This window comes from Streptomyces sp. NPDC037242, from assembly GCF_055604165.1.
The window spans coordinates 216,457-237,410 of record NZ_JBVJUY010000011.1; the positions used below are offsets into that span (position 1 = coordinate 216,457).

A 20,954-nucleotide genomic window follows, 5' to 3' on the forward strand; every position below is an offset into this window, starting at 1 on the left:
CGGGTGGAGCGCGGCGGGCAAATCGCCCGATCGGATCAGCGGATGGTCACATCAGCACCCTCGCCCGGCGCCCGGGACCGCGCCCGGGACCGGGCCCGGGCGCCGGCCTCCGGCTGCTAGGCCTCGTAGGGGCGGGCCGGCCACGGGGCCTGGGCGGGGCGCAGGCTGTCCACGCCGCCGGCCGCGAGGGCGGCGGAGAGCGCCAGGACCCCCGTCACCAGCCCCGGGTTGCCGAGCCGGCCGGCCAGCACCCCGGCCACCAGTTCCGCGAGCGGAACCCGGGCGAACTGCATGTCCGACTCCTCGTCCGACACCGCGTAGCGCTCCCCCTCCGCCTCCGCGAGGTCGCGCGCCAGGAAGATCCGGATCGCCTCGTCGGAGCCGCCCGGCGACGCGAAGAAGTCCACCAGCACCCGCCAGTCCTCGGCCTTGACGTGCGCCTCCTCGTACAGCTCCCGCTGGGCCGCGTGCAGCGGGTTCTCCCCCTGTACGTCGAGCAGCCCGGCCGGCAGCTCCCACAGGCGGTGCCGCACCGGGTGCCTGAACTGGCTCAGGACGAGCACCCGCTGCTGCTCGTCGAGGGCGAGCACGCACACCGACCCCGGGTGCACCTGGTAGTCGCGCCGCACCACGGACTCGTCCGGCATCCGCACCTCGTCCGAGCGGACCGCCGTCTTCGCGCCCTGGAACGGGGTCTGCGAGCCGACGACCTCCCACGACTCCGGTGTGTCGACGACGCGGACGCCGTTGTCGTTGTTGCCCAAGGCCATGACCGGTACCTTCCCCGAAAACAGACAGCCGGGGCACGATCCGTGCCCCGGCTGCCTACGTTATGCGGTCAGGCGTTCACTTCGCGGACTGCTGCCGCTCCACCGCCGCCTTGACCAGCCCGGCGAAGAGCGGGTGCGGGCGCGTGGGGCGCGAGCGCAGCTCCGGGTGGGCCTGGGTGGCCACCAGGTAGGGGTGCACCTCGCGCGGGTACTCGACGTACTCGACGAGCTTGTTGTCCGGGGAGGTACCGGAGAAGACGAGGCCCGCCTTCTTCTCCAGCTCGCCGCGGTAGGCGTTGTTGACCTCGTAGCGGTGGCGGTGGCGCTCGTCCACGTACGCCTGGTCGCCGTAGACCTCACGGACGATCGAGCCCTCGGCGAGCTTCGCCGGGTACATGCCCAGGCGCATGGTGCCGCCCAGGTCGCCCGCGCCCTCGACGAAGGCCAGCTGCTCCTCCATCGTGGAGATCACCGGGTGCGGGGTGGAGGCGTCGAACTCGGTGGAGTTCGCGTCCTCGATGCCCGCGAGGTTGCGCGCGGCCTCGATGACCACGCACTGCAGGCCGAGGCACAGGCCGAGCAGCGGGATCTTGTTCTCGCGGGCGAAGGTGATCGCACCCACCTTGCCGTTGACACCGCGGTCGCCGAAGCCGCCGGGCACGCAGATCGCGTCCACGTCGCCGAGCACCTCCGCCGCGCCGGCCGGGGTCTTGCAGTCGTCGGAGGTGACCCACTTGATCTGGACGCGGGCCTTGTTGGCGAAACCGCCGGCGCGCAGCGCCTCGGTCACCGACAGGTACGCGTCGGGCAGGTCGATGTACTTGCCGACGAGCGCGACCTTGACCTCGTGGTCGGGGTTGTGGACCCGGTCCAGCAGGTCCTCCCAGACGGTCCAGTCCACGTCGCGGAAGGGCAGGTCGAGCTTGCGGACGACGTAGGCGTCCAGGCCCTCGGTGTGCAGCACCTTCGGGATGTCGTAGATCGACTTGGCGTCGATCGCCGCCACCACGGCCGCCTCGTCCACGTCGCACATCAGCGAGATCTTGCGCTTGATGGAGGTGGGGACGTCGCGGTCGGCGCGCAGCACGATCGCGTCGGGCTGGATGCCGATGTTGCGCAGGGCCGCGACCGAGTGCTGGGTCGGCTTGGTCTTGAGCTCGCCGGAGGGGCCGATGTAGGGCAGCAGCGAGATGTGCACGACGAAGACGTTGTCGCGGCCGACCTCGTGGCGGACCTGGCGGACGGTCTCCAGGAACGGCAGGGACTCGATGTCGCCGACCGTGCCGCCGACCTCGGTGATGACGACGTCGACGTCCTCGGTCGCCATGCGGCGGATGCGGTGCTTGATCTCGTTGGTGATGTGCGGGATGACCTGCACGGTGTCACCGAGGTACTCGCCGCGCCGCTCCTTGGCGATGACCTGCGAGTAGACCTGGCCGGTGGTGACGTTGGCCGAGCCGTCGAGGTCGACGTCGAGGAAGCGCTCGTAGTGGCCGATGTCCAGGTCGGTCTCGGCGCCGTCGTTGGTGACGAACACCTCGCCGTGCTGGAACGGGTTCATGGTGCCGGGGTCGACGTTCAGGTACGGGTCGAGCTTCTGCATCGTGACCCGAAGACCGCGCGCCTTCAGCAGCGCACCCAGGCTGGAGGCCGTCAGGCCCTTGCCGAGGGAGGAAGCGACACCCCCGGTGACGAAGATGTGCTTGGTCGTCATGGATTTGGGCGGCATCGCCAAGAGGGGGCTCCCGTGGTCGCGAAGTGAGGTGCGTCCGGCGCCGGCCACCGTCGATCCGAAGGGTCTCTGGGGGCGCCGAAGCTGCGGTTTCGGGGCTCCTGATTCGCACAGGCAGACCACCGGTCCACGGGGTACCAGCCTATCAGCGCCCGGGAGGGTCCGCCTCCGGCGACGCGGCGCGGCCGTCTTCCGCGAGCCCCGCCCGGCGGCTTCCCCGCCCGTCCCACGGGCATCGTCCCAGCTCACCCGTTTAGCCGAGTCTCATTGTTCCAAGACTTAAGGGGATCACTAGGGTGCCGTCATATCCTGCTCGGATATCGCTCACATCACCGCCGAGCAGTCCACCGGACGGCGTAACCCGCCGCCTGGCGGAATCATGGGCTCACGCGGCGATCCACACCACAGGAGACCGCGCAACCGCGCAATGCAAGCGCCCTTCGGGGCGGTCGTGGCTGTTCGACTGGAGAGCAACGTGTCCGGGCGCATCGAGGATTACGCACTGATCGGGGACATGCAGACCGCGGCTTTGGTCTGCCGGGACGGGGCAGTGGACTGGCTGTGCCTGCCACGGTTCGACTCCCATGCCGTCTTCGCGAGCATTCTCGGCACCGAGGATCACGGGTTCTGGCGGATCGGCCCGGCGTTCCCGGCCGGCGCCGAGGCCCCGCGAGCCGACCGCCGCAGGTACCGCGGAGACTCGCTGGTGCTGGAGTCGGAGTGGGACACACCGCGGGGGACCGTGCGTGTGATCGACTTCATGCCTCCCCGCGAGGACCACGCACCGCAGCTCATCCGCATCGTGGAGGGCGTCAGCGGACGCGTCCCGATGCGCTCCGCGCTGCGCATGCGGTTCAGCTACGGGCGGGTCGTGCCCTGGGTGCACAAGGTGGACGGCCGTACCGTCGCCGTGGCCGGCCCCGACTCCGTCTGGCTGGACACCGAGGCGCAGACGTACGGCAAGGACCTGACGACCTACTCCGACTTCACCGTCGGCCCCGGCGACCGGATGGCCTTCTGCATCAGCTGGCAGCCCTCGCACAAGGAGCAGCCGCAGCCGCCGGAGGCGGAGGAGGCCCTGGAGGCCACCACCGAGTTCTGGCGCGACTGGGTCGAGCAGTGCACGTACCACGGCCCCTACCGGGAGGCGGTGGTCCGCTCCCTGATCACCCTCAAGGCCCTCACGTACGCCCCCACGGGCGGGATCGTCGCGGCGCCGACGACCTCCCTCCCGGAGGAGATCGGCGGCGTGCGCAACTGGGACTACCGGTACACCTGGCTGCGCGACGCGGCCATCACCCTGTCCTCGCTGCTGCGCACCGGCTACCGCGAGGAGGCCCGCGCCTGGCGCGAGTGGCTCCTGCGCGCGGTGGCCGGCGACCCCGAGAACCTGCAGATCATGTACGGGATCGCGGGCGAGCGGGAGCTCGGCGAGACCGAGCTGGACTGGCTGCCGGGGTACGAGAACTCGCGCCCGGTCCGCGTCGGCAACGGCGCCGCCGGCCAGCTCCAGCTCGACGTGTACGGCGAGGTCACCGAGGCCCTGCACCTGGGCCACATGACGGGCCTGGCGCGCAGCGACTACGCCTCGCTGCTCCAGCTCAAGCTGATCCGCTACCTGGAGACGCACTGGGACCAGCCGGACGAGGGCATCTGGGAGGTGCGCGGCCCGCGCCGGCACTTCGTGCACTCCAAGGTGATGGCCTGGGTGGCGGTGGACCGCACGATCAAGCTGATCGAGAGCGGCGACGCGGACGGCCCGCTGGAGCGGTGGCGCGAGCTGCGCGACGAGATCCACCAGGACGTGTGCGAGAAGGGCTACGACAAGGAGCGCAACACCTTCACCCAGTCCTACGGGTCGAGGGAGCTGGACGCCTCCCTGCTGCTGATTCCGCAGATGGGCTTCCTGCCCCCGGACGACAAGCGCGTGATCGGCACCATCGAGGCGATCCAGCGCGAGCTGTCGACCCCCGACGGGTTCATCCTGCGCTACCCGACGGCCGGCGAGGAGGCGGGCGTGGACGGCCTGGAGGGCGACGAGGGGGCCTTCCTGGCGTGCTCGTTCTGGATGGCCGACGACCTGGCGATGATCGGCCGCGTCGACGAGGCGCGCCGGCTCTTCGAGAAGCTGCTGTCGCTGCGCAACGACCTGGGGCTGCTGGCCGAGGAGTGGGACCCCAAGCTCCAGCGGCAGGTCGGCAACTTCCCGCAGGCATTCAGCCACGTTCCGCTGATCGACACGGCGCTGCGGCTCACGGCGAGCGGGGCGTACGGAGGCTGACGCGCCCGCCGGGCCGGGCCCGCCTACGCTGGAAGGGTCCTATGCCCTTCTTGGGAAGGGGGGGTAGCCATGGCACCCCTCTCGAAGGCGGGTACGGCCCTTGCCGCGCTCCGCGAGGATCTGGCCGGCGACGTCTTCGCCCCGGAGGACCCGGGGTACGACGAGGCGCGCACGATCTTCAACGCCATGATCGACCGCCGGCCGGCCGTCCTCGCCCAGTGCGAGAGCGAGGCGGACGTGGTCACCGCCGTGCGCTTCGCCCGTGAGCTGGACCTGCCGATCGCGGTGCGCGGCGGCGGCCACAGCGTGGCCGGGATGTCCCTCAACGACGGCGGCCTGGTCGTGGACATGCGCCGGATGCACGAGGTCACGGTGCACCCCGCGGCGAAGGCCGTACGGGTGGCGGGCGGCGCGGTGATGGGCCACCTGGACCGCGCGTGCCAGCCGTACGACCTGGCGTCCACGGGCGGCCGGGTCTCCACCACCGGCGTCGCGGGTTTCGTGCTGGGCGGCGGCTCGGGCTGGCTGGACCGCAGGTTCGGGCTGGCCGTGGACGGGCTGCTCGGCGTGGACCTGGTCACCGCCGACGGCTGCACGCTCACGGCGACCGCCGAGGACCACCCCGAGCTGTTCTGGGCGCTGCACGGCGGCGGCGGGAACTTCGGTGTCGCGACCTCGCTGACGCTGCGCCTGCACGACCTGCCGGCGATGTCGATGGCGTTGGTGCTCTACCTGCCGGAGCGCGGCCCCGAGGTGACCCGGACGTACCGGGACCTGATCGAGTCCGGGCCCGTGGAGGCCAACGGCGCGGTCATCTACATGACGGGGCCGCCGGAGGACTTCGTACCGCCGCACCTGGTGGGGCGGTTGCTGGCGGGTGCGCTGCTGACGTACGCCGGCCCCGAGGAGCAGATGCGCAAGCTCGCGGAGCCGCTGCTGGCGATCCCGCACGAGGCGGAGGTCGTCACGGCCATCCCCTACGCCGACCTCCAGTGCATGATGGACGACCCGCCGGGCATGCGGAACTACTGGTCGGCGGAGTACCTGACGGGGCTGCCCGACGAGTTGGTGGAGGTGTTCTGCGCCAGGGCCGGTTCGATGCCGGTACCGACCGGGACCCAGCACGTGTTCTTCCCGCTGGGCGGGGCCATCGCGGACGGGCCCCCGGAGTTCCCGATTCCGTACCGGGACGCGGCCTGGGCCACGCACCCGTTCGGCATCTGGGAGGACCCGGCCGACGACGAGCGGTGCAGGCAGTGGGTCAAGGACGTACGGGCCGACGTGCAGCCGTGGAGCACGGGTGCGGTCTACCTCAACTTCACCGGTGACGAGGGTCCGGACCGCGTGGCGGCAGGGCTCGGCGAGGCGAACCTCCAGCGGCTGCGGGCCGTGAAACGGGAGTACGACCCGGACAACGTCTTCCGCTTCAACCACAACATCAAGCCGGCCTGACCCCCTGATAGCGTCCCGCGATATGGACGACCAGGGCGGGCAGGGCGGGATCACGGTTCAGCGGGCACTGGAGCTGCCGGGGCTGCGCAGCGGGCTGCCGGAGGTGGTGGCCTGCGCCGACCGGCTGGGCCGCACCGTGCGCTGGGTGCACGCCGGCGAGGTCCCCAACATCGCCTCCCTGCTCAAGGGCGGCGAGCTGCTGCTGACCACGGGCCTCGGCCTCGGCACCCGGCCCGCCGAACAGCGCGCGTTCGTACGCCGGCTCGCGGACCGGGGCATCGCCGCGCTCGTGGTCGAACTGGGCCCGCGCTTCACCCGCCTGCCCGCCACGATCGTGGAGACGGCCCGGACGGCCGGGCTGCCACTGGTCCAACTGCACCGGGAAGTGCCCTTCGTCACCGTGACGGAGGAGGTCCACACCGAGATCGTCAACGGTCACTACGCCCTGCTCCAGCGCGCCGAGGAGGTCCACCGGCGCTGTACGGAGGCCCTGCTCGGCGGCGGCGGGATCCCGCAAGTGCTGCGGATCCTGGCCGACTTCACGGCGAACCCGGTCTTCCTGGAGACCCCGGACGGGCAACTGCTGTACGCCGCGGGCCCGGTCTCGGGAGAGGCGGCCGCGGACCCGCTCCAGGTGTGGGAGGGCCTGCGCGGGCCGCGCGAGGCGCAGCCGTCGGCCAACACGGTGGTGATCGACGTCCCCGGCGGCGGCCACGGCACGGGCTCGGTCCGCGCCCGCGTGGTGCTGGTCGGTGTCTCGGCGCCGCTGCTGCCCGTGCACAGGATGGCGGCCGAGCGGACGGCGGGCGTGCTGGCGGTGGTGATGATGCAGGCCCGCCAGGAGGAGGAGCTGGCGGCGCGCGGCCGCGGCGACTTCCTGACCGACCTGGCGGAGGGCCGCATCTCGGCGGAGGACGCGCCGGCGCAGGCGCGTGTCCTGGGCTTCAAGCCCGGTGCGGGACCCCTGCTGCCGGTGGTCATGCGGCTGTCCTCGGACCTGGGCCCGTCGGGGAACTGGGCGGTGCTGGCCCGCGCGGTGCTGGAGGAACTGGCCTCCGTCGGCGTGCCGGTCCTGCTGGGCGTGCGACCGGTGGAGGGCCGGGTCCCGCTGCTGGTCTCGCTGCGTACGGAGTCCGAGCGCACGGCGGTGGCGGACCGGGTCGCGCTCGCGCTGCGGGCCGGCGTCGAGCGGGCCGGCCTGGACCGGGCCACCGCCCCGCCGGCGGTGGTCGTCGGCGTCGCGGGCGGCTGGGCGGCGGCCTCCGCGGGCCTGCGCCACGCGGCGGAGACCGCCACCGCCGCGCACGGGCTCCCGGCCCGCCCCTGGTACGACGCCCGGCGCCTGGACATCGACCTGCTGCTCTGGCGCCTGCGCGAACACCCCGACCTGGCGGCCTTCGTGGACCGCGCGATCGGTGCGCTGCGGGTGCACGACACGACCTCGCGGCCGCCGCTGCTGCCGACGCTGGAGACGTACCTGGCCCATGCGGGGCGCAAGGCCGAGACGGCGCGTGAGCTGCATCTGAACCGCCAGACGCTGTACAACCGCCTGGCCCGCATCTCGGAGCTCCTGGGCACGGACCTGGACGACCCGGAGACGGTGCTCTCCCTGAGCCTGGCGCTCCGGGCGCGCCGCCACACGCCTTCTTGACGCGTTCCTCGCGCCGCTGCGCGGGCCCATTTCCCGACGCGCCCCTCGCGCCGCTGCGCGGGCTTCGGCGCGCTGCGCCGGACTTTGTCCGTCGGGCCTTGGGCGGCGCCGGGGGCGCGGGTTGCCGCTGCGCGGGGCCGTCCCCTACCCGCCCTTCCACCGTTCCCCGGGCCCTGCCCGGACCCGCGCCTCAAACGCCGGACAGGCTGAATCAGTACAGCGGTGCAGCGGGCTCTGCCCGGACCCGCGCCTCAAACGCCGGACGGGCTGAATCAGTACAGCGGTGCAGCGGGCTCTGCCCGGACCCGCGCCTCAAACGCCGGCGGGGCTGAGATTGCCCTGCGGGCAATCCAGCCCGCCAGCAGGCGGCATCAGCCAAAACCCAGCCCCGCCGGCGATTGAGGCGCGGGGCGCCGGGCGGAACTCGGCGGGGGGGGCTAGCGGGCGCGGGTCGTCAGTTCGTCGTAGACCGACAGGACTTGGGCCACGGTGTCGTCCTCCGACGGCCACGTCGCGGCCTGGAGGCGCCCCGCCGCGGCCAGGGCCGCACGGCGGTCCGGGTCCGCGAGCAGCCCCGAGACGGCCTCGGCCAGCGCGGCCGGATCCCCGTACGGGACCAGTACGGCCGCGTCCCCGACCAGCTCCGGCACTCCCCCGACCCGCGTGGCCACCAGGGCCACCCCGGCCCGCAGGGCCGCCTGTGCGAGCAGCGACCGCGCCTCCCACCGGCTCGGCAGCACCGCGACGTCCGCCGCCGCGAGCAGCTGCGCCGCATCCCGGCGCCGCCCCAGCAGCCGCACCGGCAGCCCCTCCGCCTCGATCCGGCGCGCGAGTTCGCCCCGCATGGGGCCCTCCCCCGCGATCACCAGCAGCGGGAGCGGATCCAGCGCCCGCCAAGCGCGCGCCGCGTCCAGCAGTACGGAGTACCCGCGCCGCGGTACCAGGCTGCCGACGGCGATCAGCAGCGGCCGCTCCATCGAGCCCAGGTCCGCCCGCACCTTGCCCGGATCCGCGGCCGCCGCGCCGGCCGGCAGCGCCGTCGGGGCCAGCCGGGCGTCCCGCGCCCCGCGCAGCCGCGCCAGCTCCACCTGGTCCGGCGAGGAGCCCAGTACGACGGCGGCGGCCCGCGCCACGTGCCGCTCCAGCAGCCGGCCCAGCCGCCCGACCGCTCCGGCGGCCGCGGGGCCGCCGCCGTGCCAGGTCACCACCAGCGGTACCCGGCGCCCGCGCAGCGCCAGCGCCGCCCGCATCCCGGCCCGTACGCCGTGCGCGTGCACCACGTCGGCTCCGGCGCACGCGACCCGCAGCGCGCTCACGGCGTCGGGCAGGAAGTCCGCCCCGGCGCCGGTGAAGTCGTACTCCCCCTCCGCCGCGACGGGGGCGCACACGGTGACCCCCACGCCCCGGGCGGCGAGCCCGGTCGCGAGCGACCGCACGTGTGCGCTGCTGCCCGCGCCCGTACCGCCGAGGACCTGGACGGTACGGAGCGGTGGCCGCCCGTACGGCTGCGCGGGGACGGGGTCGGAGACCGGGGAGCTGCTCACGGGCCGAAGCTCCAGGGTGAGGGAGGCAGAGACGTCGCCCAGGATGCCATTCCGCACGCGCGTTCCGGGACCATACGGGTGCGGATGCCGTACGAGATACCGTTCCGCACCTGCGAGCCTCACCCACACGGGCTAGCCGCACGTCACCCTGAAGCCGCCGGAGGCCCGGGACGCCGTGCGCCCCGGGCCTCCGGCCGGCCGTTCACGCGTCCGCGCGCGCCGCCGCGAGGAGTTCCTCGGCGTGGGCCCGGGCGGAGACCGAGTCCTCGTGGCCGGCCAGCATGCGCGACAGCTCGCGGATCCGGTCCTCGCCCTCCAGGACGGTGACCCCGCTGCGGGTCACGGAGCCGTCGTTGGTCTTCTCCACCAGCAGCTGCCTGTCCGCGAAGGCCGCCACCTGCGGCAGGTGCGTGACGACCACGACCTGCGCCGACTTGGCCAGCTTCGCGAGCCGTCGGCCCACCTCGACCGCCGCCTTGCCGCCGACGCCGGCGTCGACCTCGTCGAAGAGGTACGTCGGCACCGGGTCGGAGCCCGCGAAGACGACCTCCACGGCCAGCATCACGCGGGAGAGCTCACCGCCCGACGCGCCCTTGGCGATCGGCCGGGGCTGGGCGCCCGGGTGCGGGGCCAGGAGCAGTTCCACCTCGTCCGTGCCCGAGGGCCCGTACGCGACGGGGCGGCCGTCCACCTCGACCCCTTCGGGATCCTCCGCCTGCCGGATGTCGATGGTGACCCGCGCGTGCGGCATCGCCAGCGAGGCCAGCTCCTGCGTCACCGCCGACGCGAAGCGGGTCGCCGCCTCGACCCGGGCGTCGGTCAACGCCTGGGCCAGCAGCGAGAGTTCCGCCCGCAGTCCGTCGCGTTCCGCGGTGAGCTCCCCGATCCGCTCGTCGTCGCCGTCCAGCTCCAGCAGTCGCGCCGATCCGCGCTCGGCCCATTCCAGTACGGATCCCAGACCCTGCGCCGGGTCCCCGTACTTGCGCATGAGCTGGGTCAGGGCGGCCCGGCGCTCCTCGACCGCCGCCAGCCGCAGCGGGTCGGCGTCCAGGTCGTCGGCGTACCCGGCCAGTTCCCCGGCCACGTCCGCGAGCAGGATCCCCAGCTCGCCGATCCGCTCGGCGAGCGCGCCGAGGGCCGGGTCGTGGGAGCGTACGGATTCCAGTGCCCGGTGCGCGCCCGCGACGAGGGTGTTGGCGTCGACGCCTTCGGGGTCCTCGGGGTTGCCGGCCAGCGCGGCGTGCGCGACCTGCGCGGCCGAGGCCAGGGATTCGGCGTGGCCCAGGCGCTCCGCCTCGGCCGCGAGTTCGGTGTCCTCGCCGGCCACCGGTTCCACGGCCGCGACCTCGTCGAGCCCGAAGCGCAGCAGGTCCGCCTCCTGGGCCCGCTCCCGGGCCCGGGTGGTGATCTCCTCCAGCTCCACGGCGACGGCGCGCAGCCGCCGGTAGGCGGAGGCGTACTTCTCCAGCGGGACGGCGACCGCGTCGCCGGCGTACCGGTCGAGGGCCTGGCGCTGCCGGGCGGGACGCAGCAGGCCCTGCTGGTCGGTCTGCCCGTGTACGGCGACCAGGTCGTCGGCGAGTTCGCCGAGCAGGCCGACGGGTACGGAGCGGCCGCCGACGTGGGCGCGCGAGCGGCCCTCGGCGGATACGGTCCGGCTGATCAGCAGGGCGCCGTCGTCGAGCTCGGCCCCGGCCTCCTCGGCCCGTACGGCCGCGGGCGCGTCCGGGCGCATGACGATGCGGCCCTCGACGACCGCCGCCTTGGCGCCGATCCGTACCAGGGCCGGGTCGGCGCGCCCGCCGAGCAGCAGCCCGAGGCTGGTGACGACCATCGTCTTGCCCGCGCCGGTCTCGCCGGTCACCGCGGTGAAACCGGGCGACAGCTCGACCACCGCGTCGTCGATGACCCCGAGCGACCGTATCCGCATCTCCTCAAGCACGGGACGACGATACCGAGGTTTCACGGGTGCCATGTGACGTCACCCATCCGGATCCAGTCGAACAGTCGCACTAATTAGTGCGGGGCCCCGCGCCACCCGGACACCGGCAGCGCGAATTTCGCGACGAGCCGGTCCGTGAACGAGGCGTGGTGCAGCCGGGCGAGCCGCACCGGCACTGCCCCCCGCCGGACCTCGACCCGCGCCCCGGACGGCAGCTCCAGCATCCGCCGCCCGTCGCACCACAGCACCCCGTGCGGGGTCCCGGTCTGCACCTCGACCGCCAGCACCGAGTCCGGCGAGGTCACCAGCGGCTTGGCGAACAGCGCGTGCGCGCTGATCGGCACCATCAGCAGCGCCTCCACCTCCGGCCACACCACCGGCCCGCCCGCCGAGAAGGCGTACGCCGTGGAGCCCGTCGGAGTCGCGCAGACGATCCCGTCGCAGCCGAAGCCCGACACCGGGCGCCCGTCGATCTCCAGGACCACCTCCAGCATCCGCTCGGGGGAGACCTTCTGGACCGCGGCCTCGTTCAGCGCCCAGTCCTGGTGGACCACGTCTCCGTTGGTCCGCACGACGACGTCGAGGGTCATCCGCTCCTCGACCTCGTACGCCCGCGTCACCACCCGGTCCACGACCTTGTCCAGGTCGTCCCGCTCGGCCTCCGCGAGGAAGCCCACCCGGCCCAGGTTGACGCCCAGCATCGGCACCCCCGAGCCGCGCGCGAACTCCGCGCCGCGCAGCAGGGTGCCGTCGCCGCCGAGCACGATCAGCAGCTCGCAGCCGACGAGCACCTCCGAGGTGCACTCGTCCACCAGCTCCACCTCGGGCGGCAGCGGCAGGTCCACCGCCTCGGCCCGCAGGACCCGTACGCCAAGACCGCTCTTCAGCAGACCCTGTACGACCAGCTCGGCACTGCGGATGGCCGCCGGCCGTCCGGTGTGCGCGAGCAGGAAGACGGTCCGCCCCACCCCTGAAGCTGATGAATCTGTCACTGCGGCCCCTCCGCCACTGCACGGTCGACATCCGCCGGGTCGAGTGCCGGTGCCCCCGCCCTCAACCAAAGAAAGTACTCGACGTTCCCCGACGGGCCGGGCAGCGGGCTCGCGGTCACCCCGAGCACTCCCAGGCCCAGCTTCCAGGCCTGCGCCGCGACGTCCCGTACGGCCTCGGCCCGCAGCTCCGGGCTGCGGACCACTCCGCCGCTGCCGAGGCGGTCCTTGCCCACCTCGAACTGCGGTTTGACCATCAGCACCAGGTCGGCGTCGGGCGCGCAGCACCGTACGAGCGCCGGCAGGACCAGGCCGATGGAGATGAAGGACAGGTCGCCGACGACCAGGTCGACCGGGAGACCGTCGAGCAGCTCGACCGTCAGCTCACGGACGTTCGTGCGGTCCTTGACCGTGACCCGGTCGTCGCTCTGCAGCGACCAGGCGAGCTGCCCGTAGCCGACGTCGACGGCCATCACGTGGTCCACCCCGGCGCGCAGCAGCACATCGGTGAACCCGCCGGTGGAGGCCCCGGCGTCCAGCGCCCGGCGGCCCTCGACGAGCAGCCCCTGCGGCTGGAAGGCGGCCAGCGCGCCCGCGAGCTTGTGGCCGCCCCGGGAGACGTAGTCGGGGTCGCTGTCGTCCTTGAGGACGACCAGGGCCGCGCTGGTCTCGACCTGGGTGGCCGGCTTGGTCGCCGTGGCGCCCCCGACGGTCACCCGGCCGGCGGCGATCAGCTGGGCCGCGTGCTCGCGCGAGCGGGCCATGCTGCGGCGTACCAGTTCGGCGTCCAGACGGCGGCGTGCCACTCCTGCCACGTTGGGTTCAGCTCCTGTTTTCGTACGGACGAGGTCCGGGTGATGCGGATGGTACGGGTGGCGCGTCCAGCGCGGTCAGCGCGTCACGCAGCCCCCTGTGCACATCCTCGTACACCCCGACGTGTCCGTCCGCCGCGAGGTGGTCGGCGTCCGCCAGCCGCTCCAGGTGCGCGTCCACCCCGGGATGCCCGGTGGGCGTGCGTACGACGCCCAGCGCGGCGGGGCCGGCGGGCTCGGCGGGAGCCTGTGCCGGGGCCTCTTCCGCGGCCGTCTCCCCGGGTGCGTCGCACGCTTCGTCGGTCATGCCCTGACGCTACCCCGAAGCGCCTCACGACCACGCACGGCTCTGCGGTACGGTCGTGATCACGATGGCTACGATCGAGGAGTGCCGCGAAGCACTCGACCGACTCTCAGACAACCTGGCACGGGCGGAAGGCGACGTGCGCGGTGCGACCGCGCTCGACCGCTCCCTCAGCTGCCACATCACCGACCTGGACCGGACGTTCACGGGCCGCCTCGACGGAGGCCGGATCCGGGTGGACGCCGTCGCCCCGGGGCCACCGCCGGCGAAGGCCGAGATCCGGCTCGCGATGAGCGGCGACGACCTGGTCTCGCTGGTCGCGGGCGAGCTGAAGTTCGCCAAGGCCTGGGCCTCCGGCCGGGTCAGGCTGGAGGCCGGCTTCCGCGACCTGCTGCGCCTCAAGAGCCTCCTCTGAGGCTCAGACGACGACCTTCGTACGGGCCGCCCGCGCGGCGGGGATCACCAACGGGGTCCCCGTCTCCGGGTCGTCGATGATCTGGCAGCGCAGCCCGAACACCTCCTCCACCAGCTCCGCCGTGACCACCTCGGCCGGCGGGCCCTGCGCGACGACCTTCCCGCCGCGCATCGCGATCAGGTGCGTGGCGTAGCGGGCGGCGTGGTTCAGGTCGTGCAGCACGGCCACCAGGGTCCGCCCCCGGGTCTCGTGCAGTTCCGCGCACAGGTCCAGCACGTCGATCTGGTGCTGGATGTCCAGGTAGGTCGTCGGCTCGTCCAGCAGCAGCAGCGGCGTCTGCTGGGCCAGGGCCATCGCGATCCACACGCGCTGGCGCTGGCCGCCCGACAGCTCGTCCACGGCCCGGTCGGCGAGCTCGGCGACCCCGGTGGAGGCCATCGACTCGCCCACGATCCGCTCGTCCTCCGCGGACCACTGGCGCAGCAGGCCCTGGTGCGGGTACCGGCCGCGCGAGACCAGGTCGGCGACCGTGATGCCGTCCGGCGCGATCGAGGACTGCGGCAGCAGGCCGAGGGTCTTGGCGACCTTCTTCGCGGGCATGGACCCGATGGCCTGCCCGTCGAGCAGCACCCGCCCGGCGGACGGCTTCAGCATCCGCGACAGGGCGCGCAGCAGCGTGGACTTGCCGCAGGCGTTGGGACCGACGATCACCGTGAAGGAGTTGTCCGGAATCTCCACCGACAGGTTCTCGGCGATGACCCTCTGGTCGTAGCCGAGGGTCACGTTCTCCGCGGTCAGCCGCTGCACTTGGGTACTCCTCAGTTCCTGACGGGTCGCAGCCCGATCGGTCGCGCTCATATACGTCCCGCCCTGCGCTCGGTGACGAGCAGCCAGAGCAGGTAGACACCGCCGACGAGCCCGGTCACCACGCCCACCGGAAGCTGGTCGGAGCCGAAGGCCCGCTGCGAGGCCCAGTCGGACACCAGCAGCAGCACGGCGCCCATCAGGGCGGCGGTCAGCAGGCTCGCCCCCGGCGACCGGGTCAGCCGCCGGGCCAGCTGCGGCGCGGCCAGCGCGACGAAGCTGATGGGCCCGGCCGCGGCGCTCGCCGCGGTGGTGAGCAGGATCGCCGCCACCATCAGCAGCAGCCGGGTCCGCTCCACCCGCACCCCGAGCGCGTACGCCGCGTCGTCACCCATCTCCATCATCCGCAGGGCCCTGCTCTGCCCCAGGATCAGCGGGAAGAGCACCGCGCAGGCCGCCAGCAGCGGCCACACCTGCGCCCAGTCCCGGCCGGCCAGCGAGCCGGTCAGCCAGACCATCGCGCGGGTGGCGTCGACGAGCTGCGCCTTCGTCAGCAGGTACTGGATGACGGCGACGAGCATCGCGGAGGCGCCGATGCCGACCAGGACCAGCCGGTAGCCCTGGATCCCCTGCTTGTAGGCGAGCAGGTAGACGGCCAGGCCGGCCAGCACACCGCCCAGGAGCGCGCCCACCGCCACCTCGCCGGCGCTGCCCTTGAACAGGATGATGACGGTGAGCGCGCCGACCGCCGAGCCGTAGCCGAAGCCGAGCACGTCCGGGGAGCCGAGCGGATTGCGGGACACGGACTGGAAGACGGCCCCGGACATCCCGAGGGCCGCGCCGACCAGCAGCGCCACCAGGACCCGCGGCAACCGCAGGTCGTTGATGATGAAGTCGTGCGCGGGAGTCCCGTTGCCCAGCAGGGTCCGCACGACGTCCATCGGGGCGATCTCGAAGTCGCCGGTGCCTATGAGCAGTACGGCCAGCACCAGGGCGGCGACGGCGAGCAGCAGCCCGACGGCCAGCGCCCGCCGCTCGACGCGCAGGGACACCCCGCCGGGCAGGTGGAGCGGCCGGGGCCCACGGCGGGCCGCGGCGAGTTTCACGGTCACAGCTGGGCCATCCTCTTGCGCCGGACGAGGTAGATGAAGACGGGGCCGCCGACGAGCGCGGTCACGATGCCGACCTGGAGCTCGGCGGGGCGGGTGACGACCCGGCCGAGGACGTCGGCGCCGAGCAGCAGCACGGGCGACAGGACCGCCGAGTACGCGAGCACCCAGCGCATGTCCGGCCCGGTGACCGCCCGTACCAGGTGCGGGATCATCAGGCCGACGAAGACGATGGGCCCACAGGCGGCGGTCGCCGCCCCGCACAGCAGGGTGATGGCGGCCATCGCGCCGATCCGGGTCCGCGTCAGATGGGCGCCGAGCGCCCGCGCGGTGTCGTCCCCCATGGCCATCGCGTTGAGCGGCCGGCCGAGCGACAGCGCCAGTACGGCTCCGACCAGCAGGAACGGAGCGACCTGTCGGACGGTGTCCATGTTGGCCGAGGCCAGCGAACCCACCGTCCAGAAGCGGAGCTTGTCCAGCGCCTTGCTGTCCATCAGCTGCACGGCGTTGATGTAGCCGACCAGGGCCGCGCTGGCCGCCGTACCGGCGAGGGCGAGGCGCACCGGCGTCGCGGTGCGGCTGCCGCCGAGGACGTACACGACGACCGAGACGACGGCGGCGCCGAGGAAGGCCCACCACACGAACTCGCTCAGGGAGTTGGCGCCGAAGAAGCTGATCGCGGAGACGACGGCCGCCGCGGCGCCCGCGTTGACGCCGAGGATGCCGGGCTCGGCGAGCGGGTTGCGGGTCAGCGCCTGCATCACCGCGCCGGAGAGGCCGAGGCCCAGGCCGACGAGCAGCCCGAGGAGGGTGCGCGGTACGCGCAGGTCCCGCACCACCACGTCGGAGGGTGTCCCCGAGTAGTCGAACAGGCCGTGCCAAACCTCCCCGAGGGGCATCTGTTTGGCACCGACGGCGATGCTCGCCACCGCGATCAGGGCCAGCACCGCGAAAGCGGCCAGCAGACCGGCGGCACGCACGGCGTGCCGTGAGCGGGTGGGGGCGCCCGGCGCCGCGCTCTGTTCAGGAGGACTCTCGACCAACACGAAAGTTAGGTTAGCCTACCCTGTACCTGCGTGGATCACCCGAACGGCCCCACCATCACGCCGCCTACAGGCCCAGCCTGGCCAACGCCTTCCCGGCGTCCAGCCCGCACGACCCGTCACCCGCGTGCGTCCAGGCCGCCGCGCACAGCGCCCGCAGCCCGTCCAGCGGATCACCCTCGCCCCGCAGCTCCAGTACGCCGTCCAGCGCGGCCGCGGTCCAGCCCCCGCAGCGGAAGCCGTCCGCGACCGCCGCCACCTCCGGCTGACCGGTCAGCAGCCCGCGCAGGTCCCGGTCCACGTACGTCGGCCGGTGCCTCGGCTCGGCGCGCAGCACCTCCTGCGCGTCCGCGATCCCGGTCAGTACCAGCAGCGAGTCCACCTCACCGTTGAAGGCCCCCTCGATGTCGGTGTCCAGCCGGTCCCCGACCACCAGCGGCCGCTCGGCCCCGGTCCGCAGCACCGTCTCCCGGTGCATCGGGGGCAGCGGCTTGCCCGCCACCTGCGGCTCGGCGCCCGTGGCGATCCGCACGACCTCCACCGCGGCGCCGTTGCCCGGCCCGATCCCCCGCGCACCGGGAATCGTCAGGTCGGTGTTCGACGCGTACCACGGCACCCCGCGGTTCACCGCGTACGCGGCCTCCGCGAACCGCCCCCACGGCAGGTCCGGCCCCCCGTAGCCCTGGGCGACCGCCGCGAGCCCCTCCTCGTCCGCCGACTCCACCGGCACCAGCCCGCGCTCGCGCAGCGCGACCCGCAGCCCCTCGCCGCCGATCACCAGCACCTTCGACCCGGCCGGCACCTGCTCCGAGATCAGCCGCGCCACCGCCTGCGCCGAGGTGATCACCTCGCCCGCCTCGGTCGGGATCCCCAGCTCGCTCAGGTGCTCCGCCACGGAGTCCGGCGTACGCAGCGCGTTGTTCGTCACGTACGCGAGGTGCATCCCGCCCGCCCGGGCCACGGCGAGCGACTCCACCGCGTGCGCGATGGCCTCGCCCCCCGCGTAGACCACTCCGTCGAGGTCCAACAGAGCTGTGTCGTACGCCTGGTGCAAGCTCCGCTCGCTCCCCGCGGGGCTGGTCCTGCTCTGCCGGGTCATCGTGTCAGCTCCTCATACGATCGATCTTGTCCGGTTTCCGTACTCCCCGATCATCCCGCATGGCGAGACCGGTCTTACCATGCACCAATGACCACTTCTGGCACCGCGGACCATGGACTGCGCCTGATCCCGTTCCATGGCCTGCGCTACGTCCCCGAGCGCGTCGGCAGCCTGGCCGCCGTCACCTCGCCGCCGTACGACGTGGTCGTGCGCCCCGACGGACTCAACCACCTCGAATCCGCCGACCCGCACAACATCGTCCGCCTGATCCTCCCGCAGGCCGACACCCCCGCCGCACGCAACGAGCAGGCCGCGCACACCCTGCGCGACTGGCTCGCCGAGGGCGTCCTCAGCACCGACGAAGCGCCCGCGCTCTACGTGTACGAACAGCGCCGGGCCGGCCTCCTCCAGCGCGGCCTCATCGGCGCCCTCGCCCTGTCCGCGGCGGACGCCGGCATCGTCCTGCCCCACGAGGACGTCATGCCGGACGTGGTCACCGACCGGGCCGGCCTGATGCGGGCCACCTCGGCCAACCTCGAACCCCTCCTGCTGACCTACCTCGGCGGCGACACCCCCGACGCGGGCGCGGCCGCGGTCGTCGAGCGGACCGCCCGGCGCGAGCCCCTCCTGTCGACGACCACCGAGGACGGCTTCCAGCACCGGCTGTGGTCCATCACCGACCCCGCCGAGCTGGCCGCCGTCACGGCCGACCTCGGCCGCCGCCAGGCCCTCATCGCCGACGGCCACCACCGATGGGCGACCTACCTGCGCCTCCAGGAGGAGCACCCCTCCCCCACCCCGTGGGACTTCGGCCTGGTCCTCCTCGTCGACACCGCCCGCTACCCGCTCCAGGTCCGCGCCATCCACCGGATGCTGCGCCGCCTCCCGGTGGCGAAGGCCCTGACCGCGGTCGAGGGCCACTTCCGGGTCCGCCGGGTCGACGGCCCGCTGCCGCTGGCCATGGAGGCCCTGGAGGACGCCGCGGAGCGGGGCAACGCCTTCCTGCTCACCGGCGACGGCACCTTCCACCTGGTCACCGACCCCGACCCGGCCCTGATCGAGCGCACCGTCCGCCACGACCGGCCCGAGGCCTGGCGCCGGCTGGACGCCACCGTGCTGCACGCCACGCTGCTGGACACGCTGTGGAACGTGCCCGACGCCCCGGACCACATCTCGTACATCCACGACACCGAGGCGACCGTCGCGATGGCCGAGCGCAACGGCGGCACCGCGGTCCTCATGCATCCCGTACGCGAGGCAGTGGTCCGGGAGCTGGCCCGCCAGGGTGTGACGATGCCCCGCAAGTCGACGTCCTTCGGACCGAAACCGGCCACCGGCCTGGTCCTGCGCAGCCTGGACTGACCGGCTCGCCCGGCGAGCGGTCCCGGACATGCGAAAGGGCGGTACCCCGACCGGGGTACCGCCCTTTCTCACTCATTCAGTGACGCGTTCAGGCCTGGTCGCGGCCCTTGTCGTCCTCGTCCACGACGACGATCTCGTCGGTGAGATCGATGTCCGACTCGTATTCCTCGTCGTCCTCGTCGTAGTACTCGGCGACGTCGGAGGCACGCTCGGCGGCGAGCACCTCGGGGTCGTTCGAGTCGTCGTCCTCGTCGTCCTCGTCGTCCTGGTCGTCCTGGTCGACGAGGGCCTCGTCGTCGTCCAGGCCGGCGCCGGCGTCGACGAACTCGACACCGTCCAGCTCGGCGAGGCGGTCGGAGGCGTCCGTGGCCCCGTCCTTGTCGGCTTCGAGGGTCTTCGCGAACCACTCGCGCGCCTCGTCCTCACGACCGGCCGCCAGCAGGGCGTCGGCGTAGGCGTACCGCAGGCGCGCGGTCCACGGCTGCACGGAGTTGGAGGCCAGCTCCGGGCTCTGCAGGGTCACGATGGCGGCGTCGAGCTCGCCCATGTCCCGGCGGGCACCGGCGGCGACCAGACGCATCTCGACCTGGCCGGCCTTGTCCAGCTTCTGCACCTCGGGCTCGCCGGCCATGGCCAGCGCCCGCTCCGGACGGCCGAGGCCGCGCTCGCAGTCGGCCATGACGGGCCACAGCTCGACGGAACCGGTCATCCGCTTGGCGGCGCGGAACTCCGCGAGCGCCTCGCTGTACTTCTGCGTGGCGTACGCGGCGAAGCCGGCGGCCTCGCGCACGGCGGCGACGCGGGAGGCCAGTCGCAGGGCGATGCGCGAGTACGCGTATGCCTGCTCCGGCTCCTCGTCGATCAGCCGGGCCACCATGACCAGGTTCTTGGAGACTTCCTCGGCCAGGCCCTTGGGCAGGCTCAGCAGCTCCTGGCGAACGTCGGAGTCGATCTCGAAGCCGGTGACGTCCTCGTCGATCGGAAGCCGCTTGACCGGGTCCCGGTCACGGTCGGCACGGAAGTCGCGGTCGCCACCACGGTCGTCACGACCGCCACGGTACCCACCACGATCGCCGCCACGGTCGTCGCGACGGGGGTACGACGGACGGTCGCCCCCACGGTCGTCACGGCGCGGGTAGCTGGGACGGTCGCCGCCACGGTCATCGCGACCACCGCGGAAGCCACCACGGTCGTCATCACGACGCGGGTACGAGGGACGGTCCCCACCACGGTCGTCACGACGGGGGAAGCTGGGACGGTCGCCACCGCGGTCATCACGACCGCCGCGGAAGCCGCCACGGTCGTCATCACGACGCGGGTACGAGGGACGGTCCCCACCACGGTCGTCACGACGGGGGAAGCTGGGACGGTCGCCGCCACGGTCGTCACGACCGCCGCGGAAGCCGCCACGGTCGTCATCGCGACGGGGGTAGCTCGGGCGGTCGCCACCGCGGTCATCGCGGCGCGGGAAGCTCGGGCGGTCGTTGTCCCGACGGAACCCACCACCGGCGGGACGGTCGTCCCGGTCGTCACGACGCGGGTAGCTCGGGCGGTCGCCGCCACGGTCGTCACGACCGCCGCGGAAGCCGCCACGGTCGTCATCGCGACGGGGGTAGCTCGGGCGGTCGCCACCGCGGTCATCGCG

17 protein-coding genes and 1 pseudogene are annotated in these 20,954 nt (G+C 73.2%); 5 read left to right on the plus strand and 13 right to left on the minus strand.

Annotation, left to right across the window (positions count from 1 at the left end; genetic code table 11):
- Positions 1-116: 116 nt before the first annotated feature.
- Together ACZ7GJ_RS16065 and ACZ7GJ_RS16070 are read right to left on the minus strand one after the other, a co-directional pair.
- Positions 117-770 (minus strand): NUDIX domain-containing protein, encoded by a 654-nt coding sequence (locus ACZ7GJ_RS16065; RefSeq protein ID WP_470752127.1) that lies wholly within the window; start codon positions 768-770, stop codon positions 117-119.
- 76 nt (positions 771-846) lie between these two features.
- Positions 847-2,499, minus strand: coding sequence for a CTP synthase (locus ACZ7GJ_RS16070; RefSeq protein ID WP_470752129.1), 1,653 nt, complete (start codon positions 2,497-2,499; stop codon positions 847-849).
- A 430-nt stretch (positions 2,500-2,929) separates the two neighbouring features.
- Between ACZ7GJ_RS16070 and ACZ7GJ_RS16075 the strand changes: the two genes are divergently transcribed.
- The 3 genes from ACZ7GJ_RS16075 (at position 2,930) to ACZ7GJ_RS16085 (ending at position 7,886) form a co-directional block, all read left to right on the plus strand.
- The gene (locus ACZ7GJ_RS16075) at positions 2,930-4,783 is read left to right on the plus strand and encodes a glycoside hydrolase family 15 protein (RefSeq protein WP_470752130.1); all 1,854 of its coding nucleotides are present in this window, start codon (positions 2,930-2,932) and stop codon (positions 4,781-4,783) included.
- Between the two features lie 69 nt (positions 4,784-4,852).
- Positions 4,853-6,235, plus strand: a complete 1,383-nt coding sequence (locus tag ACZ7GJ_RS16080; RefSeq protein WP_470752131.1) for an FAD-binding protein — start codon at positions 4,853-4,855, stop codon at positions 6,233-6,235.
- Positions 6,236-6,257: 22 nt separating this feature from the next.
- Positions 6,258-7,886, plus strand: coding sequence for a PucR family transcriptional regulator (locus ACZ7GJ_RS16085; protein WP_470752132.1), 1,629 nt, complete (start codon positions 6,258-6,260; stop codon positions 7,884-7,886).
- Positions 7,887-8,323: 437 nt separating this feature from the next.
- On the opposite strand, the gene ACZ7GJ_RS16090 is transcribed toward ACZ7GJ_RS16085, so the two are convergent.
- The 5 genes from ACZ7GJ_RS16090 to ACZ7GJ_RS16110 form a co-directional block, all read right to left on the minus strand.
- Positions 8,324-9,430 (minus strand): glycosyltransferase family 4 protein, encoded by a 1,107-nt coding sequence (locus ACZ7GJ_RS16090; protein WP_470752133.1) that lies wholly within the window; start codon positions 9,428-9,430, stop codon positions 8,324-8,326.
- Positions 9,431-9,632: 202 nt separating this feature from the next.
- Positions 9,633-11,360 (minus strand): DNA repair protein RecN, encoded by a 1,728-nt coding sequence (gene recN, locus ACZ7GJ_RS16095; protein ID WP_470752167.1) that lies wholly within the window; start codon positions 11,358-11,360, stop codon positions 9,633-9,635.
- Between the two features lie 86 nt (positions 11,361-11,446).
- A complete protein-coding gene (locus ACZ7GJ_RS16100; protein WP_470752134.1) occupies positions 11,447-12,364 on the minus strand; it encodes an NAD kinase in 918 nt (305 codons plus the stop codon).
- Complete coding sequence (locus ACZ7GJ_RS16105) at positions 12,361-13,176, minus strand: TlyA family RNA methyltransferase (protein ID WP_470752135.1); 816 nt, start codon at positions 13,174-13,176, stop codon at positions 12,361-12,363. Before ACZ7GJ_RS16105 ends, ACZ7GJ_RS16100 begins: the two co-directional genes overlap by 4 nt.
- Before the next feature lie 7 nt (positions 13,177-13,183).
- The gene (locus ACZ7GJ_RS16110) at positions 13,184-13,480 is read right to left on the minus strand and encodes a hypothetical protein (RefSeq protein ID WP_470752136.1); all 297 of its coding nucleotides are present in this window, start codon (positions 13,478-13,480) and stop codon (positions 13,184-13,186) included.
- A gap of 64 nt (positions 13,481-13,544) precedes the next feature.
- Between ACZ7GJ_RS16110 and ACZ7GJ_RS16115 the strand changes: the two genes are divergently transcribed.
- Positions 13,545-13,892: an SCP2 sterol-binding domain-containing protein gene (locus ACZ7GJ_RS16115; RefSeq protein WP_470752139.1), complete on the plus strand. Its 348-nt coding sequence runs from the start codon at positions 13,545-13,547 to the stop codon at positions 13,890-13,892.
- 3 nt (positions 13,893-13,895) lie between these two features.
- On the opposite strand, the gene ACZ7GJ_RS16120 is transcribed toward ACZ7GJ_RS16115, so the two are convergent.
- From ACZ7GJ_RS16120 to ACZ7GJ_RS16135, 4 genes are all read right to left on the minus strand, one after another.
- Positions 13,896-14,750: an ABC transporter ATP-binding protein gene (locus ACZ7GJ_RS16120; RefSeq protein ID WP_470752140.1), complete on the minus strand. Its 855-nt coding sequence runs from the start codon at positions 14,748-14,750 to the stop codon at positions 13,896-13,898.
- On the minus strand, positions 14,747-15,808 hold the full coding sequence (locus tag ACZ7GJ_RS16125; RefSeq protein ID WP_470752141.1) for a FecCD family ABC transporter permease: 1,062 nt from the start codon (positions 15,806-15,808) through the stop codon (positions 14,747-14,749). The genes ACZ7GJ_RS16120 and ACZ7GJ_RS16125 overlap by 4 nt, the downstream gene beginning before the upstream one ends.
- A complete protein-coding gene (locus ACZ7GJ_RS16130; RefSeq protein ID WP_470752169.1) occupies positions 15,805-16,848 on the minus strand; it encodes a FecCD family ABC transporter permease in 1,044 nt (347 codons plus the stop codon). The genes ACZ7GJ_RS16125 and ACZ7GJ_RS16130 overlap by 4 nt, the downstream gene beginning before the upstream one ends.
- 67 nt (positions 16,849-16,915) lie before the next feature.
- The gene (locus ACZ7GJ_RS16135) at positions 16,916-17,947 is read right to left on the minus strand and encodes an HAD hydrolase-like protein (protein WP_470752143.1); all 1,032 of its coding nucleotides are present in this window, start codon (positions 17,945-17,947) and stop codon (positions 16,916-16,918) included.
- An 87-nt stretch (positions 17,948-18,034) separates the two neighbouring features.
- On the opposite strand from ACZ7GJ_RS16135, the gene ACZ7GJ_RS16140 reads away from it, so the two are divergent.
- Positions 18,035-19,309 (plus strand): DUF1015 family protein, encoded by a 1,275-nt coding sequence (locus ACZ7GJ_RS16140; RefSeq protein WP_470752145.1) that lies wholly within the window; start codon positions 18,035-18,037, stop codon positions 19,307-19,309.
- Positions 19,310-19,397: 88 nt separating this feature from the next.
- On the opposite strand, the gene ACZ7GJ_RS16145 is transcribed toward ACZ7GJ_RS16140, so the two are convergent.
- Together ACZ7GJ_RS16145 and ACZ7GJ_RS16150 are read right to left on the minus strand one after the other, a co-directional pair.
- On the minus strand, positions 19,398-20,234 hold the full coding sequence (locus tag ACZ7GJ_RS16145; protein ID WP_470752170.1) for a tetratricopeptide repeat protein: 837 nt from the start codon (positions 20,232-20,234) through the stop codon (positions 19,398-19,400).
- Between the two features lie 216 nt (positions 20,235-20,450).
- Positions 20,451-20,954: pseudogene (locus ACZ7GJ_RS16150) on the minus strand (tetratricopeptide repeat protein); the annotation flags it as partial.

Excerpts from the sequence above, each read along its gene's own strand:
- ACZ7GJ_RS16120 (WP_470752140.1), bottom strand. The coding sequence starts at position 14,750 with ATGAGCGCGACCGATCGGGCTGCGACCCGTCAGGAACTGAGGAGTACC.
- ACZ7GJ_RS16070 (WP_470752129.1), bottom strand. The coding sequence starts at position 2,499 with ATGCCGCCCAAATCCATGACGACCAAGCACATCTTCGTCACCGGGGGT.
- ACZ7GJ_RS16110 (WP_470752136.1), bottom strand. The coding sequence starts at position 13,480 with ATGACCGACGAAGCGTGCGACGCACCCGGGGAGACGGCCGCGGAAGAG.
- recN (WP_470752167.1), bottom strand. The coding sequence starts at position 11,360 with ATGCGGATACGGTCGCTCGGGGTCATCGACGACGCGGTGGTCGAGCTG.
- ACZ7GJ_RS16140 (WP_470752145.1), top strand. The coding sequence starts at position 18,035 with ATGACCACTTCTGGCACCGCGGACCATGGACTGCGCCTGATCCCGTTC.
- ACZ7GJ_RS16075 (WP_470752130.1), top strand. The coding sequence starts at position 2,930 with ATGCAAGCGCCCTTCGGGGCGGTCGTGGCTGTTCGACTGGAGAGCAAC.
- ACZ7GJ_RS16135 (WP_470752143.1), bottom strand. The coding sequence starts at position 17,947 with ATGACCCGGCAGAGCAGGACCAGCCCCGCGGGGAGCGAGCGGAGCTTG.
- ACZ7GJ_RS16080 (WP_470752131.1), top strand. The coding sequence starts at position 4,853 with ATGGCACCCCTCTCGAAGGCGGGTACGGCCCTTGCCGCGCTCCGCGAG.
- ACZ7GJ_RS16115 (WP_470752139.1), top strand. The coding sequence starts at position 13,545 with ATGGCTACGATCGAGGAGTGCCGCGAAGCACTCGACCGACTCTCAGAC.
- ACZ7GJ_RS16085 (WP_470752132.1), top strand. The coding sequence starts at position 6,258 with ATGGACGACCAGGGCGGGCAGGGCGGGATCACGGTTCAGCGGGCACTG.
- ACZ7GJ_RS16065 (WP_470752127.1), bottom strand. The coding sequence starts at position 770 with ATGGCCTTGGGCAACAACGACAACGGCGTCCGCGTCGTCGACACACCG.